The organism is Dolichospermum sp. UHCC 0406 (assembly GCF_009712025.1).
GTDB lineage: Bacteria > Cyanobacteriota > Cyanobacteriia > Cyanobacteriales > Nostocaceae > Dolichospermum > Dolichospermum lemmermannii.
This window is the reverse complement of record NZ_VILA01000002.1, coordinates 226,746-245,165: the sequence shown is the minus strand read 5'-3', so window position 1 is coordinate 245,165 and position 18,420 is coordinate 226,746. Positions and strand designations below refer to the sequence as shown.

The following is an 18,420-nucleotide window of genomic DNA, read 5'->3' as shown; positions in this document are numbered from 1 at the left end:
TTTCGTATTAACAACAAGTTCTCACATATTCTTGAAAAACTGGAGATAATTTAAACAGAATTTTATCTTCTTTGATTTTGGTTACTAAATACCGTTGTTGTAAGGATTGTAAACCATTATTAAAATCAACTGAGGATAAATTTAAACTTTGTCTTAATTCTTCTCTGGAAATAGGGTTTTCAAATTTACTTAGTTCTAATACTATTTCTTGTTCTTGGGTTGATAAATGGTGAAATGTCTCTTGAAAATGAGATTCCATTTGATTGGTAATATGTAAAGTATTTTCACCTAAAAAATCAACAACTTGACCATCATAATTTTTATGGATTAATATACTAATACTTTTTAAATAAAGTAAATTACCTTCATATAATTTGATTAATTTTAACCAACTATCCTCATTTTTTAATCCGGTATTTTTGAGAATTTCTGGATTATCTAAACCTGATAATTCTAAAGATTTAATAGGATATAATTCTTCATCTAAACATTCCATTTCTGGACATTGTTCTTGACTAATTAATATGACACTACTTTGATGTTGGGTTTCTGTAATCATTTTGAATAGGGTTTGATAATCTTGATATTCTGGTTGATATTTTCCCGCGAATTGACTAGGAATAAATATATTTTGTAAATCATCAAGGATAATTAAACATTTTTTATTTGTGAGAATATCAAATAATTGTTTTAATTTATCATTTATTGTTGGTAATGAGTCTAATTTGTGATGTTTTAGTAAATCATCAAGTAATAAATCTAGAGATTGAGGAAATTTTAAACTTCTCCAAACTATAGCATCAAATTTTTGTTGATGTAAGTCTATAAATCTTTTAACGAGTGTGGTTTTACCAATACCTGATAATCCTAAGATTGAGATTAAATGAGTATTTTGATTTAATATCCAATGGGTAAGGGTTTGTAGTTCTGTTTCTCTGTTATGAAAGGTTATGATTTGAGGTGCTAGGGTTAAGTCGTGATTATTTGATTTAGATTGAGTATTATTATCATTTTTTTGATGTTGTTTTGTTGAATTATACAAGATTTGTGAAAAATGAAAATTATCACCTGTATTACAAATATTTTGATATGATTCGATATTTTTTAATCTTTTAAAAATAGAACGAAAATTATCTTTATTAATAGATGTTGCTAAAGATTCAGATAAAATATTCCATAACTTAGAACCAATATTTCTCACTCGACTTTCACCAAGATTACATTCCTTAGAAATTTCCTGATAAGTTTTATTTTCCCACGTTCCCTTAATTATTAATTCTTCAATCTCATCTAGGTGTCTTCCTTCTTGTTTCAATATCAAACGATCTGCCAATTGTAAAATTTCTGTTACACTCATATAGTTTAATAATAGTGAGGACTTCGGCGATTATATCTTATAATTGTAAGATATAGCAAGATAATATGAGATTCCAAGTATTATATTTATTTACATAAATACGGATGAATTAATATATTTTAAGATAGAAATAATCAGTATTTGGGCTTAGAATAGAGCTTCAAAGAAAGCAAATGTTGATAACACACCTGAAAACTATGAAATTTCCACTGATTTCCGCATTCACTATTTTTAGCCTGTTGGGATTATGTCAGTCAGCGAAAGCATATAATCTTGAGGCTTGTGTCAAAGATCCTATGACTAGCAAGCCTCAAACGATTAACTTACTCAAGCCAGTTGACCAAAAAATGTTGAATTGTATTCCTAAATTGGATTCCATTGCTAGTGAATGGCAATCTAGATCGAATAGTATTTCATCTGCTATCAATCGAGTCCAAATAGGTAATCAAGGTGAAAATGAGATTGAAAAACTTGAATACAACTTACTGAGTAATACCATATTTTTGGTAGCCAAAGTTCGAGCTAAACATACTTGGAAAGTGACAATTCCTGAAGTCAAAGAAAAAGTACCTGTGGATAAATATCGCTGGGTAAAAGTTCCTTATCCTGATGTCCGAAAGGAGGAAAAATGTGTAGCACGTGGTAGATGGAAAGTTTGCAAAGATGTACCAGTTCCTTTTACTAATTATCGAAAGGAGAAAGTTCCCTATGTAGAAATGGAACTAAGGACAATCACACCAGAAAAAGTTGTATCTAAGAGTGCGTCAACTACCTGCAAATATGATTATACCTATAACATATCAACCTCAGAACGAAAACCAGTTTTTAATTGTGGTCAAGGTAGCCTTGGTAATTACAAACTAGATGCAAGTGCAATTACTAATATTCTCAATGGACAAACGCCTAGTTTGGGTAGTTTATTAACGAGTTTTAGTTATACACCACCTCTAATTAAAGATGAAAATCGTGATACTTACAATCCCACTAAAGAGACTATCATGCTTAATAATTATCGTTCCATAGTCTACTTTTCGTCAGAATCTTTTGTAAATTGGGCATCGTTAAAAAATTTTGCCGCATCAGCAATTGCATCCTTTTTTACTGGAGGAGCATACAGTCAAGAGATTATGCGTCAAATGACAGAAAAGTTAAGAACAGAAGTCACTTTTATGACTGTTTTTGCTTCTCAAACAGCAATCAATTTAGGTGCTGAGGAGATAGTAAAAATGATGACAGAAAAGAGTACACAAAATTTGGGAGGTTATAATGTTTCCGTGAAATTTGTAGATACACCGATCATGATTCGGAAATGTATAGTTAACACTGGTGATTGTATTCCTGAAATACCATCACCACGTTTAGGTTTTGCTGTTATTGCCAGCAAAGAAAATGCCCCATATTAATATCACTGACTTTCTGCAATAAGTTGGGTTGAGGTAACGAAACCCAACATTTCTAAACCTGACAAACTGACTCATTCAAGCTATCAGTTAAGCAGAAAAAGCAAAAACATCAATCTCAATTTTTCTCTGAGATTTTTGATTACTATTCAACATTAAACGAATATTTTCAGCAGTTTCACTACTAAAGGTTATTTCTCCACAACGATAACAAACCTTAGCTGGAATACCCTCAACCAAAATTAGTCTACCTTCGATTTCAAAAGTTTCATTAACTAATTCTTCAGTAAATTTATCTGAACCACAATTATGACAGCTTAACATCATAACCTCTTGTTTATCTTACGGAAATAATCCCAAACGAATCCATAATTGTCTTGCTATCACTTGTGATTGACTATTTAGTTCTAAACATTTTACAGTTACTCTACCAATAGATGTTATACCTATAATCAAACCAGTTTCAGAATTAACTTGAAAATGCTCTTCCCATAGGTCTTCTCTAGGATTAAAAAGACGAACTTCAATATTAGATTCAGGATCTATTTCACTAATACGAGAACCTTTACGAAGATTACAAGAACGACAAGAAAGAGCTAGATTAATTTCAGCATTAGTACCTCCGAGAGAAGTAGGAACTATGTGTTCAACTTCAAAGGGAAAATTAAATACTAATTCAGGTGCATGACAATATTCACAACGATGAATGGCGCGATCTGCTACAAGATGATAAAATTGATTCATTGACTCCATTGTTGTGCTAAGGATGCGGTTCTAGCAGTAGCAGCATTGAGTTCAAGATTAACAAGGTTATCTAACTCAATTTGTATTTCTGACGGAAGTTTCTGTTCTTGATCTCGTGCTATTCTCCAGATAGTCATTAGTTCGGATAAACGTTCTTGTTGATCTCTAGTGAAGAATTGATCAGGATGAAAGTTATCAATAATTAATAATGCCCGAAATTCAACTTCACCTAACTGTGTAGTCAAAGCATCTAAAGCTTGACCGGCAGTTTTGCCAACAGACTGTTTATCTCCAGCAATAGCACGATAAGACCTTTCACCACTGGCATTTGATATAGGTAAAATGGCAACTGTAGTCATAATGCTGATTAAGAATATTTGTTGTTTATCAATTATACCCCAGTCCTCTATTCCCTGTCCCTAAAAACTATTGACAAATTTCCCGTAATGTGCTTGTGAAATTGGGATAAGAAATAGCAGCAGCTTCAGCGCGGTGAATGGTGGTTGTACCGGTGGCGTTAAGGGCTGCGATCGCTAAACTCATGGCAATGCGATGATCTGTATGGCTATCTACTTCCGCACCGACTAAGGGAGTACCGCCGGTGATTTCCATCCCGTCCGGTAGTTCGCTGATTTTTGCCCCCATTTTATTGAGTTGTTGTGCCATCACGGTAATGCGATCGCTCTCTTTGACCCTTAACTCCTCCGCATCTCTTATAATTGTTGTCCCCTCAGCAAAAGCCGCTGCAACTGCCAAAATAGGAATTTCATCAATTAACCTGGGAATGATATCACCAGCGATGGTACAGCTTTTTAAACCACCGGAACGGACGCGGATATCAGCCACAGGTTCTCCCGCTACTTCCCGCTGATTTTCTAGTTGAATATCTGCCCCCATGAGTGCCAATGCTTCTAAAATCCCCGTGCGGGTAGGATTCACACCGACATTTTCGACTACCAAATCTGAACCAGGAACGATCGCCCCCGCAACTAACCAAAAAGCCGCTGAACTGATATCACCAGGGACAATTACAGTTTGTCCGTAGAGTTTCGCCCCACCTGTAATCGTGACGCTATTGCGGTCTGGATCTATACTTAATTCTGCTCCATAAGCCCTTAACATTCGTTCACTGTGATCCCGTGATAAAGCGGGTTCAGTAACGGTGGTTTGTCCTTGGGTGTTTAAACCCGCGAGGAGAATGCAGGATTTAACTTGAGCCGAAGCAATGGGAGAATGATAATGAATGGGTTTTAGAGCCTGTCCTTGAATGGCTAGAGGTGCTAAAGTGTTGCCTTTGCGTCCCCAAATTTGCGCTCCCATTTGTTGCAGTGGTTTGACGACACGGGACATGGGACGCGATCGCAAAGAACTATCACCAGTCACCGTGAAAAATCGCCCTGGATGGGATGCTAATAAGCCCAACATCAACCGCATCGTTGTTCCAGAATTACCCGCATCCAAGACATTTATAGGCTCTTGAAAATTGCCCAAACCGATGCCTTTGACTTTGACTAATTCTGTATTTAATTCCGAAATTTCCGCCCCTAAAGCCCGAAAACAAGCCGCAGTGCTACGGGGGTCTTCACCTAACAGCAGTCCTTGAATTTGAGTTTCACCTTCAGCGATCGCACCCAACATCAAAGCGCGATGAGAAATAGACTTATCTCCAGGAACTCGGATACGTCCCTGCAAAGACAATCCAGAGGCAGGGCGCTGAATAATTAAGTGATCAGAAGAGTTTGCTTGAGTTTCTAAATTAATAACAATAGCTGACATTAGGATACAATGACTTTTGAATAGAATAAAAGCTAAACAGCGACTTGTTTATCACTATTCACTTCCAATTTAGTATCCTACCGCTTTTTGGCAACTATAATCCTTCTTTCGGTAGATAGCAGGTGACAGATAATACCATATTGAATGGTTTAGATTAACAAATCAAAATATTTGCTAACGATGAAGCAGGTTTTACTATTTATTAGATATCTTGCTTAAATGTCTTGTGTTTTGTTGCTTTCACCAAAAACGTCAGCCGTAACGTTAAATAACAGGCAAAACTGGCAATTTAGAAAATCGCTCAACTTTTATTCTTTATTTGTAACCCCTCACACTCTCATGCTAACTCACCACCGCAAACCCGTATGTTTATCAATGATTTCCACGGACTTACCGATTTGGTCTGTGGTTGACACTGCTGGAACTTTAATCCAAAAGAATACAGATAAATTTCATTTACTATTAACTGCACCACCTCTGATTAGTTGTGAGGTAGGCAGTTATTTCAATCCAGAAGATACAATTCACCCAACTAAAAACAATTTTTCTCCTCCTAGCAGTCCCAGAATTTTATGGCTGGAAATTTCATCTCGGCGGTTAATTATGACAATGCAAGGTAATGCACAAGTCAGTTACCGTCACTTTTGGGAATTAGGTGTTTATGGCATTAGTCGTTTCTGGTTGCCAAATGAATCATTACAACCCCATCAACCTATCCGTTTGCGTAATTTTACCAAAAGTTTTACTCTTAGCGGGCATCCTTTTCCAGAGAATCTCCGTTTAGAATACGAATTGTGGACAGGAAAAATCCAATTAGGGTGTTATATTCTCAATTTGGAAATTCAGCATTAAAGGGAACAGGGAACAGGTAAGAGTTTTACCAATTACCAATTACCAATCACCAATCACCAATTACCAATCACCAATTACCAATTACCAATCACCAATCACCAATTACCAATTACCAATCACCAATTACCAATTACCCTTAATAACTAGGATCATTACCTGATTTCCATTTGATATTGCAACCAATACTGGGCTTTTGTTCACTTATTACAGGTTGATTATTTAAGACTGCGGTAATAGCTGCTCTTAGATCTTTACCTGTAACAGGTTGATTATTACTAGGACGACTATCATCTAATTGTCCACGATAAACGAGTTTTCTATCGCTATCAAATAAAAAGAAATCTGGTGTACAAGCTGCTGTATATGCTTTTGCCGTTTCTTGGGTTTCGTCGTAACAGAAGGTAAAATCAAACCCCAGTTCTATAGCCATGTCTTTTAATGATTCTGGGGCATCATTGGGATAATTTTTAGCATCATTAGCACTAATGGCAATAATCCCTAAGTCACTATTATTGTAATCTTGATCTAATCTGGCTAATTCTTGTTGAATATGCTTAACAAATGGGCAGTGACGACAAATAAACATGATTAACAATGCTTTTTTATCGGCAAAATTATCAAGAGAAATTATTTTTCTAGATACTACTTCTGGTAGATGAAAATCTGGTGCTTTCGTGCCTAGAGGCAACATTGTGGAAGCTGTTAAAACCATAATTTTTTTAAATGTTTTGATCAGGGTTTTTTCTAATAATAGAATAATCCATCTTGATTTAGGAAAATTACCCAATTCAAATACATAACTTATTAAAAAATTTGAGTATATTATGAGTTATGTAATTAAGTTATGGGAAAAAGATCAATATTCCCTCTTCCCTGCTATAATGACTGACCGTTGATTGAAAATATTTTAATAATGATCACTTGGTGTTCCTTGCTAATTAAACAATGGGGTAGGATGACAAAACTCCTATCTTTGTTCTGTCTTTGTCTATTATTGGTTGTTAGTTGTACTCCTAAACAGCAAACAAATGCACCACAGCCTAATGCTATAAATGCTCCTGCGGGTGATGGTCGGATTACCGTAGGGACAACGGAAAAGCCAAGAACTCTTGATCCTGCTGATGCGTATGAATTGGGATCTTTGAGTTTAGTATTTAATATGAGCGATCGCCTGTACACTTACGAACCAGGTAGTACAGAAATTAAACCACAATTGGCAACAGCATTACCAAAAGTGAGTGCAGATGGTTTAACTTATACTATTCCTATTCGCCAAGGAGTCCTATTTCATGATGATACTCCCTTCAATGCCAAAGCAATGGAGTTTAGCCTGCAACGCTTTATCGAAAATAAAGGTAAACCATCCTTCCTGCTGTCTGATACCGTAGCCTCAGTTAAAGCCACAGGAGAGTATGAATTAACAATTAAACTGAAAAAACCCTTTGCCGCTTTTCCTTCGTTGTTAGCATTTTCTGGAGTCTGTGCAGTTTCGCCAAAATCCTATGAAATTGGGGCGGGAAAATTTAAACCGAATATTTTTGTGGGGACTGGTGCTTATAAATTAGCCAAATATGGAACTGATTCCTTAAAGTTTGATGTATTTGATAAATATTGGGGAACAAAACCAGAAAACAAAGGTGTAAATGTCCAAATTCAAACCAGTCCAGTTAACTTATTTAATGCCTTTAAAACTGGGGCGATAGATGTGGCTTATCTATCCTTACAACCAGATCAAATTCAGAGTTTAGAAGCAAGTGCAAAAAAGGGAGATTGGCAAGCTATATCTGCTCAAGGTAGTGTAGTTACTTATCTGACTTTAAATCGCAATCAAAAACCTTTAGATCAAGTAGAGGTAAGACAAGCGATCGCATCATTAATTGATCGTAAATTATTAAATGATCGGGTATTATTATCACAGGCTGATCCGCTTTATAGCATGATTCCCACCACCTTCAATGTTTCCCAGCCATTGTTTCAAGATAAATATGGTGATGGTAAATTTGCAGAAGCCAAAAAATCCTTAGTCGCTGCTGGTTTCTCCCAAGAAAATCCAGCAAAAGTGCAAATTTGGTATCCTGCAAGTTCAATGACGCGCAGTTTAGTTGCACAAACCTTAAAATCCCTCGCTGATACTAAAATGGATGGTATTTTGCAATTTGAAGTTAAAACCGTAGAAGGTGCAACTTTCTATAAAGAAATTTCCAAAGGTTTATATCCCAGCACCTTAACTAATTGGTATCCAGACTTTTTAGATCCAGACAACTACGTGCAGCCATTTTTAGCCTGTGAACAAGGTTCAGTTGCTAAAGGTTGCGAAACAGGTGGTAGTCAAACTCAGGGGTCATTTTATTATAGTGAAGCTATGAATAAACTCATAGATCAACAACGCAAAGAACAAAATCCTGAAGCCCGGAAAAAAATATTTGCCGACATTCAAACCCAAGTATTAACTGATGTTCCCTACATCCCTTTATGGCAAAGCAAAGATTTTGTATTTGCTCAAAAAGGCGTAGCCAATGTCAATCTTGATCCTACCCAAAACCTAATTTACAAAACAATTAAAAAGTAGTATCAATACCGGGTAATTTCTCTCTCATTCTCTCGTTCCCAGACTCCGGCTGGGAATGCCATTTAGAGGCTCTGCCTCATATAATTAACAAGAGGCAGAGCCTCTAGGCTGCATTCCTTGTCAGAGACAAGGAACGAGGTTAATCCTTCTTTCTTCTTTCTTCTTTCTTCCTCCTGAACTCCTGAACTCCTATAAAATATGTCCCGTTCAAAAGCATTACAGTATTACATTTTTTCCCGGTTGCTATTTGCGCCATTGCAATTATTCACTATTATCACCATTGTTTTTCTTTTACTTAGAGCTACGCCAGGAGATCCCGCAGATGCTATTTTAGGAGGAAGAGCGCCAGAAAGTGCGAAAGAAGAATTAAGAAAACAACTTGGTTTGGACTTACCAATTTGGTTACAATATCTCAATTATTTAGGTAAATTACTGCAATTTGATTTAGGAACTTCTTTAACCAGTCGCGGGCAAAATGTAGGTGAAATAATTGGTCAATATTTTCCAGCAACCGTAGAATTAGCATTTGCGAGTATGGCTGTGGCGCTGATTGTTGGCGTTTTAGTGGGAACTATTTCCGCTTCTCGTCCGGGAACTGCTTTTGATATTGGGGGGCGGTTATTCGGGATTATTACCTATGCACTACCGATGTTTTGGGCAGGTATGTTATTACAATTAGTTTTCTCAGTTCAATTGGGTTGGTTTCCTAATTCTAATCGGTTTCCTCCTAATCTTCCTGCACCTACAAATATTACTGGTTTATATACAATTGATAGTTTATTAAGTGGGAATTTAAGTCAATTTTTTACAGCTTTACATCATTTAGCTTTACCAAGTTTAACTTTGGGAATTTTGCTGAGTGGAATTTTTGAGCGCATTGTCAGGGTTAATTTAAAACAAACCTTAAAAGCTGATTATATAGAAGCGGCTAGAGCGCGGGGAATTTCTGAAAATAAGATTTTAGTTTCCCATGCTTTAAAGAATGCCTTAATTCCTGTAATTACAGTATTAGGATTAACATTTGCTTCCTTATTAGGTGGAGCAATTTTAACAGAGGTGACATTTTCCTGGCCAGGGTTAGCAAATCGTTTATATCAAGCTATTTCCGACCGCGATTATCCTACAGTTCAGGGGGTGTTAGTATTTTTCGGGGCAATTGTTGTGAGTGCGAGTATTTTGATTGATATTCTTAATGCTTATGTAGATCCGAGAATTAGATATTAGTTATGTAGGTTGGGTTGACGCAAGGAAACCCAACATTATTAAACATAAATTATTAAAACATTTGTTGGGTTGCGCTGTCGCTTAACCCACTCATAATCATCTTTGCACACTACGAGGATCAAGAGCATCACGCAAACCATCACCTAAGACGTTGAAAGACAAAACGGTGATAATAATTAGAATTGCTGGTGGTAGAATTAGCCAAGGTTGTAACACTAAAATAGAAGCATTACTAGCTAAAGAAAGCATATTTCCCCAAGAAGGATCTGGTTGTTGAATACCTAAACCAATTAAACTTAATACTGCTTCTGCTCCAATAAAACTAGGAATTGTTAAAGTAGCAGAAATAATAATGTAAGTTGCAGTTTGTGGTAAAACATGACGAACAATAATATAAATAGGATTACCACCCATTACCTTTGCTGCTTGCACAAATTCGAGTTCTTTGATTGATAATACCTGTCCGCGAATTATCCTCGCTAAACCTGCCCAACTAATTACAGAAGTAATCAAAATAATTAGTAAAAATCGCTGAGTGCTGGTTAATTTTGGACTCAAAATACTTGATAATGCTACTAATAAATAAATACTCGGAAAGGTCATCAAGACTTCTGCTAAACGCATGATGATACTATCAATTATTCCGCCAAAATAGCCGGAAATACCACCAATAAGCAATGCCAATGGATAGGTAATGATAATCCCGAAAATACCAATAAACATACTAATTCGACCACCATGTAACAAGCGACTAAATTGGTCGCGTCCTTGTTCATCTGTTCCCAAAATATTCAATTTTGCGTCACCAATAACGCCAAACAAATGCCAATTTAAAGAAATACCCGGAATAATTGTGACTTCCTGCCATTTTGGAGGTAGGGAAATACTCAAATTAAATAATTGATATTTTGTCCCAGTCACAAATAATCGTAATGGTGAAGGTTTTGTCTGATCTATAATTATTTTTCTTTCCCCAGTTTCTAAGTTAGTATCGCCTTGTGTTGTAGGATATACGTGGGGTCCAATAAACTGCCCTGATTGAGATACCCAATGAATCTGAGTCGGTGGGAGTAGTGAACCATTGGTTTGTGAATCATAAGGGTTATAAGGAGCGATGAAATCAGCACCAATTACTGCTAAATACAAAGAGAAGAGGACAATTGCCCCAGTTCGTGCTAGAGGGTTTTTGTTGAGTCGTTGCCACCAATTCATAGTTTTTGATGTAAAAGTTAATGTTGATTAATTGTTGATAAAAGTATATATCAATAGATTAGATCAAAAACCGCAAACCTATTTTATGAATAACCTACATCATCATCGCTCACAATTTCCCGCTTTAAGTAATAAGCTTTATTTTAACTACGGAGGACAGGGTCCAATGCCGCAAATGGTTATGGATGCTATCACCCAATCTCAGGCACATATTCAAAGTATAGGTCCTTTTGGGAGTGAGGCATACAGTTGGATTGCACCGCAAATACAAGCCAGTCGGGAAGCTATTGCATCTACATTAAATGTACCAAGTAACACAATTACTCTCACAGGTAATGTCACGATAGGTTGTAATATTGCGATGTGGGGGATTGATTGGCACGTAGGTGATCATCTGCTTCTTTCCGACTGCGAACACCCTGGAGTAATTGCTACAGCCCAGGAAATTGCCCGCAGGTTTGGGGTAGAAGTTACCACTTGTCCCTTAATGGCTACTTTAAATGAAGGTGATCCTATCAGTATTATTGCTGAAAATCTCCGTCCCAAAACTCGCTTAGTAGTTTTAAGTCATGTTTTGTGGAATACTGGTCAAGTTTTACCTATTGATAAGATTGTCGAAGTATGCAGAAGTAATAATTCGCTGTTATTGATAGATGCGGCTCAATCAGTGGGTGTGATTCCTTTAGATTTAACTGCTTTGGGTGTAGATTTTTATGCCTTTACTGGTCACAAATGGTTATGTGGTCCTGCGGGTGTGGGTGGTTTATATGTGCGTCCTGAAACGAGGGAAAGTTTGCACCCTACCTTTATTGGTTTGAGTGGGATAATTACTAATAATCAAGCCCAACCGACGGGTTGGCAACCAGATGGACGCAGATATGAAGTATCCACTTTACCAACTTCATTATATGTGGGTTTAAAGCAAGCAATTACAATTCATGAACAATGGGGAACAGCACAGGAACGATATGAGCAAATTTGCCAAAATAGTAATTATCTCTGGCAAAAATTAAACTCTTTACCCAATGTCAAATGTTTAAAAAATTCACCTCCAGAAAGTGGATTGGTTTCTTTTCAAGTAACTAATCAACCTAGTTTTAAATTGGTGCAATCTCTAGAGTCTGAAAATATCTTAACACGAACAATTGCCAATCCTAATTGCATTCGGGTGAGTGTTCATTATCTAACTTTAGAGTCGGAAATTGACCAATTAATAGCAGCAATATCAAGTAGGTTGGGTTGTGAAACGTGAACGTATCCCTGCGGGACACTGCGTGAACGCGGAGTAATAGCTTTGGGAAACCCCAACAAAACAAATGATTTTTAATGTTGGGTTTTCTTGCGTCAACCTAACCTACACAAATACTTTTTAACCTTTTTCTTTTGAAATCATGGAACGACCAATTATATATATAGCAATTACCAATCACGGTTTTGGTCATGCTACCCGCACAGCTTCCATAGCTAACACTATCCAAAAGTTATGTCCTGAAGCGTTATTAATTCTAGTTACTACTGCACCTCGCTGGTTACTAGAATCTTATATAGAAGGTGATTTCATTTTACGTCCACGGGCGTTTGATTTAGGTGTTGTTCAAGTTGATAGTTTGACAATGGATAAATCAGCAACTTTGGAAAAACTACGAGAAATTAAAAAAAATCACAAATCCTTAATTGCTTCAGAAGTTAATTTTATTCGTCAAAATCGCGTTAATCTCATTTTGGCAGATATTCCTTTTCTCGCTGCCGGATTTGCTGAAGCTACAAATATCCCCTGTTGGATGATTAGTAATTTTGGTTGGGATTTTATCTATCGAGATTGGGGAGGAGAATTTACAGAAATGGCTGATTGGATTAGTGATTGGTATGGAAAATGCGACCTTTTATTTCGTCTTCCTTTCCATGAACCTATGTCAGCATTTACCAACATTACAGATGTAGGCTTAACTGGTGGTTTTCCCCATTTTTCTATTGATAAATTACGCACCAATTGGGGAATAAGTACACCTCCAGAAAAAACAATTTTACTAACATTTGGGGGTTTAGGTTTACAAGCAATTCCCTATACAAATATCAACAAATTTCCCGATTGGCAATTTATTACTTTTGATGCTTCAGCCCCAGATTTACCTAACTTAATTAAAGTTACAAATCGTCAATACCGTCCTGTAGATTTTATGCCAATTTGTGGCAGAATTATTTCTAAACCTGGTTATGGGACATTTTCAGAAGCCACCCTTTTAGATGTACCAGTGGTAACTATACCTCGTGATGATTTTGCCGAAGCTGCTTTTATGTTAGCAGGAATTACTAATTACAATCATCATCAAATTCTCACAGTACCGGAATTTTTTCAAGGAGATTGGGATTTTCTTTATCAGTCACCCCAACCACCGAAGCAAACTAAAATCATTGATAAAAATGGCAATGAAACAATAGCTAAAGCTGTGATAGATTATTTGTAAGTATTCAGATCCCCTACTTCTACCATTGATTCATTATTTATTGATATCATTGAAAAATTAGTCGGGGATATTACACCATGAGGATTATGACCCACTACCAAAAACTATTAAGAGTTTCCACCCATGGAAAATCATTTCACAATATTACCGCCAAAATTGAAGCTATTGTTGCTGAATCTGGTATAGAAACTGGGCTTTGTAGTTTATTTTTACGTCACACCTCAGCTAGTTTAGTAATTCAAGAAAATGCTGATCCTGATGTATTAGTTGATTTAGCTAATTTCATGGCCAAAATAGTCCCAGAAGGAAACCATTACATTCATGATGCTGAAGGACCAGACGATATGCCAGGACATATCCGTACAGTTTTAACCCATACCTCCGAACAAATTCCCATTAATCGTGGTCATTTGGTATTAGGAACATGGCAAGGAATCTATGTTTGGGAACATCGTCAACAGAATAATATGAGAGAGTTAGTAGTTCATATTTCTGGATAGATTTAGTATATCAATCAGAATTAAATTGTGATCATTTATGTCCTGGTTTATTCAATTCCAGTCGAACCAAAACGATAACCTTTACCATAAACAGTATGAATCATTGGTGTTTTACCCACTCCTTCTACCTTGCGACGCAACAGACGAATTAAAGCCGCAATCACATTACTATTAGGTTGTTCCTCATTTTGCCATAAATGCTGCAAAATTTGACCATGCGTCAGTAATTTTCCAGCATTTTCCATGAAGTATTGTAACAACTGACTTTCTTTTTGAGAGAGTTCTATGATTCTCCCATGACGATAAGCTATTTGATTTTCTATATCAAGTTCCAAATCGGCTACAACTAGCTTTCCTGTGGTGCTACTATAAGATTCTGTACCAGTACGACGTAACAAAGCCCGGACTCTTGCCAGTAATTCCCGCAATTCAAAAGGTTTGACTAAATAATCATCAGCGCCCGCGTCCAAACCTTGTACACGGTCATCTAGGGTATCTTTTGCCGTGAGAAATAGTACAGGAGTTGTTTTACCTTGACGGCGTAATTCCTGACAAATATCTAACCCTGTTTTTCCCGGTAACATCCAATCTAAAATCAGTAAATCATAACTGCCTATTTCTGCCAAATTACTGCCACTTGTCCCATCATAAGTAGCATCAACACTATAACCTTCACGGGTCAAGAGACGACTTAAAGGGTCAGTTAGCTCAACTTCATCATCAACTAATAAAATTTTCATTCTGTTGCTAATGGCAATATAGATATATTCTCAATATAGTGAACTGCAAACACATTAAGAATACCAAAAAAAAGAATGTTAACTGTTGCAATACCAAAAGGGGGACTACTTGAACCTAGTCTCCGCATATTACAATCTGTAGGATTAGATTTTAGTGCTTTCTTAGAATCAGGAAACCGCCAATTACAAATTACTGATGCTAGTGGACAAGCGAAAGCCTTATTAGTGCGAGCGCAAGATGTGCCTGTTTATGTAGAATATGGTCAAGCACAATTGGGAATTGTCGGCTACGATGTTCTCAGAGAAAAACAGCCCCAAGTTGCCCAATTAGTGGATTTGAAATTTGGATATTGTCGAATGTCTGTAGCTGTAAAAGCGGCTAGTTCCTACAAATCCCCGTTAGATTTACCGGCCCATGGTCGAGTTGCTTCTAAATATGTAAATTGTGCGCGAGAATATTTCCAAGGTTTGGATTTACCGATAGAAATTGTCCCTTTGTATGGTTCTGTGGAATTAGGTCCAATTACGGGAATGTCAGAAGCAATTGTTGATATAGTTTCGACGGGAAAGACTTTAAAGGAAAATGGTTTAATTGAGATTGCGACTTTGTATGAAAGTACAGCCCGGTTAATTGTTCACCCTTTAAGTTATCGGTTAAATACAGGTAATTTAGATAAATTAATTGCACAAATGCGGTCAGAAATGCTCACCACAGCTTAATTAAATCTTATATCTCCGACTTCTCTAAGAAGTCGGAGATCTTAAATTTAGGGCTTTTTGACGGCACTAAGTTGGTCTAAAATTTCCAAAACTTCTTGTTCAAATGCAACTTGAGCGCGGTTAGTTTTTCCACCAATATATAAAGTTTCGCCTGTTTGTAAAGCCCAAATTTGAGAATGGGAAAAATAACTCATCACCACACCTAACATTAATAAAGCAAAACCAGTATAAACAATAGGAATACCAGGATCAAATTTGATTTGTAAACCCGTGCTACCCATGACATCAAAAATTTGCAAATTTACCCCATTTACAGGGATAGACATTCCTGCCCGCACAGTATTTATTAACTTACCTTGAGCATCATAAATTAATACCATGCCTTGCAAATCTTTGGCTAATAGGGAAACACCTTCACTTAAATCTGGTTTAGTCGGAATCCAAGTTCCCCAAAGTCTACCCTTACCTTTGGTGTCTAATTGTGCCATTGGTAATTGGAAAATTGGGCTTTTATTTAATCTCACCCGAACGCTGGAAATTCCCCAATCTGTTTGATAGAAAACCACACCATGATAACGCAGCGGTTTGTTAACATAAATCTTCTCATGGTTAACTTCTTTGCCCTCATTATTCAGCACAGACATATCTGAATAAAATTGGTCAATTCCTCCCGTCGGTGTGTAATCAATCCAAAAGCGATTGACACGCACAGACCAATCTTTCAACACATCTTGAGAAGACCAAGCACCAGCATCAACAATATTTTTTACCTGGAATGTATCGCCACTAGAAATCATTTCTTGAGCCATAAATCCCGTCATTGCTCCCCAAATTCCCCCCAGCAAAATAGCGACAATCCCAATGTGGACAATAATTGGTCCCAATTTACCAATTATACCTTTGCGGGCATAAAGAATATTATCTTTTTCCTGAAAAATTCGATAACTTTTTTGCTGCAAAATTGGCGTAATTGATGGCAAAGAAACACCCTCCAATTCAGCACTTAAAGCTAATTTTGTGAAGTTGCGAGGTTCTTCGTAATATTTCCACTTTTGAGCAGCTTTGAGGGCTGGTAATTGACGAGTAAAAGTACAAGCCGTTAAACTAGTTCCAAATAAAACTAATAAACTCAAAAACCACCAAGTTCTATATACATGATCTAACCCAACTACTTGAATAACTTTCCAAGAAAGGAAACCAAATAAAGCAGGATGTTCTGGATAATTAGATTGGTAAAAATCAGGCAATTGCCCCTGTTCGATTACCGTACCACTCACACTAAATAAGGCAATAATTAACAATAGAATAATTGCCAAACGTAAATCAGTTAATACAGGCAAAACTTCCCGACGGATAAAACGCCCCGGTATTAACCACCAACTTAATTCTGTGGATGTTGTCTGATCTGAAGTCATTGCTTAGAAACTACCAATAGGAATCCGAGAAAGTAAAGAAAAAACACCAAAGCCTACTAATAATACACCGCTAATAGGATTTATCCAACCAGACCAACGGCGCAATTCTAATAGTTTTTTAATGGCAGCAGTAAACGTACCTGCTAAAATTAATGGAGTTACATATCCGGCTGTATAAGCAAGTAGTAAAACCGCACCTAAAACTAAATCTTGAGTATTAGCAACCCAACCTAATAGACTAGCTAAAACTGGTGTGCTACAGGGGGAAGCAACTAACCCAAATGTTAAGCCGATAGAGTATGAACGGACTCCGGGAGGTAAGTCTTGAGAAATCCAATTTGTTTCATTCAAAGAAGGAAATTGGATGGGTAATGCTTCTAATAAGTTCAGTCCCATAATAATAGCGATAATACTGACAATAATTGGTAAACCAATTCCTATCTGTCCATAGACTTTACCAACTAAACCTGCGACGATGCCCATTCCTGCTAATGTAGTTGCTAATCCCAACGCAAACCAAGTTGATTGGGCTGCTGCTTGTAAGCGAGTTTTAGCTTCATAACCGCCAATATAGCCAATGGTAATGGGCAGCATAGACAGCATACAGGGCGTAAGGCTGGTCAGCAAGCCAGCCGCAAAAATAATGGCAATGCTGACGAAACTCAGGTGGGTGAGTTGGTTCGCAACAAGGGTGTTGGCAAATTGCTCAAGTTGATAAATTTGGGTTTCTAGAGTTTCTAGCATGAGGATATTTAAGTAGAAAATGCTTACTCTGCTTGAATTTTAACGTATTTTGGATCATGAAATCATAAAAGTAAGTACCGTGAGGTAAATCATACTCCGGATTTTTCAGGAAAGTTGTTGAATTTATAGTTAAGATTACTCAAAATCAGATTAATGATTTTGAAAGTTGCCTTAGTGGCACATTATTAACAAATACACATTGGAAATCAAAAATACTCATTCAGAAGGAATCTACCACCATGACTCGCAAAATCAACAAAGTTTTTCAACAATCTGGAGTTATTCCCTATCGAATCAACGATGGAAAAGTTGAAGTTTTATTAATTACTACTCGTAGCCGTCAAGGTTGGGTAATTCCTAAAGGGGGACTTTGTAAAGGTATGAGTCCCCATGATTCAGCAGCGAAGGAGGCATGGGAAGAAGCCGGAGTTGTCGGTAGAGTCACAACTGAAGAGTTAGGTAATTATAAATATCGAAAACGGGGGAATACCTATCAAGTAAATTTATTTTTATTACCTGTGGAAACAGTATTAGAAGATTGGCCAGAAGCTACCGCAAGGGAAAGAAAATGGTTAGAAGTTAACCAAGCTGCTGAATTAGTCAAGGAAACTTCACTAAAAAGAATTATTCAAACTTCATGGATATAGACACATATCCAAAATATCCAGATCCCTGACTTGTTTAAGAAGTCGGGGATCTTAT

The 18,420-nt window shown here is 36.8% G+C and carries 19 protein-coding genes; 9 read left to right on the top strand and 10 right to left on the bottom strand.

The window, feature by feature from the left end; translation table 11 throughout:
- Positions 1-7: 7 nt before the first annotated feature.
- A complete protein-coding gene (locus tag FJR09_RS03510) occupies positions 8-1,357 on the bottom strand; it encodes an ATP-binding protein (protein WP_168653694.1) in 1,350 nt (449 codons plus the stop codon).
- 197 nt (positions 1,358-1,554) lie between these two features.
- On the opposite strand from FJR09_RS03510, the gene FJR09_RS03505 reads away from it, so the two are divergent.
- The gene (locus tag FJR09_RS03505; protein WP_168653695.1) at positions 1,555-2,760 is read left to right on the top strand and encodes a hypothetical protein; all 1,206 of its coding nucleotides are present in this window, start codon (positions 1,555-1,557) and stop codon (positions 2,758-2,760) included.
- A gap of 87 nt (positions 2,761-2,847) precedes the next feature.
- On the opposite strand, the gene FJR09_RS03500 is transcribed toward FJR09_RS03505, so the two are convergent.
- The 4 genes from FJR09_RS03500 to aroA all read right to left on the bottom strand — a co-directional run bounded on the left by FJR09_RS03500 (position 2,848) and on the right by aroA (position 5,277).
- Positions 2,848-3,084 carry a YgiT-type zinc finger protein gene (locus tag FJR09_RS03500; protein ID WP_254433024.1) on the bottom strand — a complete coding sequence of 79 codons (237 nt, stop codon included), beginning with the start codon at positions 3,082-3,084 and terminating at the stop codon, positions 2,848-2,850.
- A 15-nt stretch (positions 3,085-3,099) separates the two neighbouring features.
- Positions 3,100-3,501, bottom strand: a complete 402-nt coding sequence (locus FJR09_RS03495) for an HNH endonuclease (RefSeq protein WP_168653696.1) — start codon at positions 3,499-3,501, stop codon at positions 3,100-3,102.
- On the bottom strand, positions 3,498-3,860 hold the full coding sequence (locus FJR09_RS03490) for a hypothetical protein (RefSeq protein ID WP_015078159.1): 363 nt from the start codon (positions 3,858-3,860) through the stop codon (positions 3,498-3,500). The genes FJR09_RS03495 and FJR09_RS03490 overlap by 4 nt, the downstream gene beginning before the upstream one ends.
- A 67-nt stretch (positions 3,861-3,927) precedes the next feature.
- Positions 3,928-5,277: a 3-phosphoshikimate 1-carboxyvinyltransferase gene (aroA, locus tag FJR09_RS03485; RefSeq protein WP_168653697.1), complete on the bottom strand. Its 1,350-nt coding sequence runs from the start codon at positions 5,275-5,277 to the stop codon at positions 3,928-3,930.
- 339 nt (positions 5,278-5,616) lie between these two features.
- Here aroA and FJR09_RS03480 point away from each other — a divergent pair, with 339 nt between their 5' ends.
- Positions 5,617-6,129, top strand: coding sequence for a hypothetical protein (locus tag FJR09_RS03480; protein WP_168653698.1), 513 nt, complete (start codon positions 5,617-5,619; stop codon positions 6,127-6,129).
- 136 nt (positions 6,130-6,265) lie between these two features.
- Here the strand turns inward: FJR09_RS03480 and FJR09_RS03475 are convergent, their stop codons facing one another.
- Entirely contained in the window at positions 6,266-6,841 is a 576-nt protein-coding gene (locus tag FJR09_RS03475) for a thioredoxin family protein (RefSeq protein WP_168653699.1), read from the bottom strand.
- Between the two features lie 243 nt (positions 6,842-7,084).
- On the opposite strand from FJR09_RS03475, the gene FJR09_RS03470 reads away from it, so the two are divergent.
- Complete coding sequence (locus tag FJR09_RS03470; protein WP_174782920.1) at positions 7,085-8,698, top strand: ABC transporter substrate-binding protein; 1,614 nt, start codon at positions 7,085-7,087, stop codon at positions 8,696-8,698.
- Positions 8,699-8,896: 198 nt separating this feature from the next.
- On the top strand, positions 8,897-9,922 hold the full coding sequence (locus FJR09_RS03465; RefSeq protein ID WP_168631776.1) for an ABC transporter permease: 1,026 nt from the start codon (positions 8,897-8,899) through the stop codon (positions 9,920-9,922).
- Between the two features lie 96 nt (positions 9,923-10,018).
- On the opposite strand, the gene FJR09_RS03460 is transcribed toward FJR09_RS03465, so the two are convergent.
- Entirely contained in the window at positions 10,019-11,134 is a 1,116-nt protein-coding gene (locus FJR09_RS03460; RefSeq protein WP_015078165.1) for an ABC transporter permease, read from the bottom strand.
- 85 nt (positions 11,135-11,219) lie between these two features.
- Here FJR09_RS03460 and FJR09_RS03455 point away from each other — a divergent pair, with 85 nt between their 5' ends.
- The 3 genes from FJR09_RS03455 to FJR09_RS03445 all read left to right on the top strand — a co-directional run bounded on the left by FJR09_RS03455 (position 11,220) and on the right by FJR09_RS03445 (position 14,099).
- Entirely contained in the window at positions 11,220-12,386 is a 1,167-nt protein-coding gene (locus FJR09_RS03455) for an aminotransferase class V-fold PLP-dependent enzyme (RefSeq protein ID WP_168653700.1), read from the top strand.
- 139 nt (positions 12,387-12,525) lie between these two features.
- Positions 12,526-13,599, top strand: coding sequence for a glycosyl transferase (locus tag FJR09_RS03450; RefSeq protein WP_168631774.1), 1,074 nt, complete (start codon positions 12,526-12,528; stop codon positions 13,597-13,599).
- Between the two features lie 86 nt (positions 13,600-13,685).
- On the top strand, positions 13,686-14,099 hold the full coding sequence (locus tag FJR09_RS03445; RefSeq protein ID WP_168631773.1) for a secondary thiamine-phosphate synthase enzyme YjbQ: 414 nt from the start codon (positions 13,686-13,688) through the stop codon (positions 14,097-14,099).
- A 47-nt stretch (positions 14,100-14,146) separates the two neighbouring features.
- Here FJR09_RS03445 and rppA read toward each other — a convergent pair whose 3' ends face one another.
- On the bottom strand, positions 14,147-14,839 hold the full coding sequence (gene rppA, locus FJR09_RS03440) for a two-component system response regulator RppA (protein ID WP_015078169.1): 693 nt from the start codon (positions 14,837-14,839) through the stop codon (positions 14,147-14,149).
- A 75-nt stretch (positions 14,840-14,914) separates the two neighbouring features.
- Here rppA and hisG point away from each other — a divergent pair, with 75 nt between their 5' ends.
- Positions 14,915-15,559 carry an ATP phosphoribosyltransferase gene (gene hisG / locus FJR09_RS03435; protein WP_015078170.1) on the top strand — a complete coding sequence of 215 codons (645 nt, stop codon included), beginning with the start codon at positions 14,915-14,917 and terminating at the stop codon, positions 15,557-15,559.
- Positions 15,560-15,606: 47 nt separating this feature from the next.
- On the opposite strand, the gene FJR09_RS03430 is transcribed toward hisG, so the two are convergent.
- Both FJR09_RS03430 and FJR09_RS03425 read right to left on the bottom strand, forming a co-directional pair.
- Complete coding sequence (locus FJR09_RS03430; protein WP_168631772.1) at positions 15,607-16,974, bottom strand: cytochrome c biogenesis protein; 1,368 nt, start codon at positions 16,972-16,974, stop codon at positions 15,607-15,609.
- Positions 16,975-16,977: 3 nt separating this feature from the next.
- Entirely contained in the window at positions 16,978-17,718 is a 741-nt protein-coding gene (locus FJR09_RS03425; RefSeq protein WP_015078172.1) for a cytochrome c biogenesis protein CcdA, read from the bottom strand.
- 239 nt (positions 17,719-17,957) lie between these two features.
- Between FJR09_RS03425 and FJR09_RS03420 the strand changes: the two genes are divergently transcribed.
- The gene (locus FJR09_RS03420; protein ID WP_015078173.1) at positions 17,958-18,365 is read left to right on the top strand and encodes an NUDIX hydrolase; all 408 of its coding nucleotides are present in this window, start codon (positions 17,958-17,960) and stop codon (positions 18,363-18,365) included.
- The last annotated feature ends 55 nt before the right edge of the window (positions 18,366-18,420 follow it).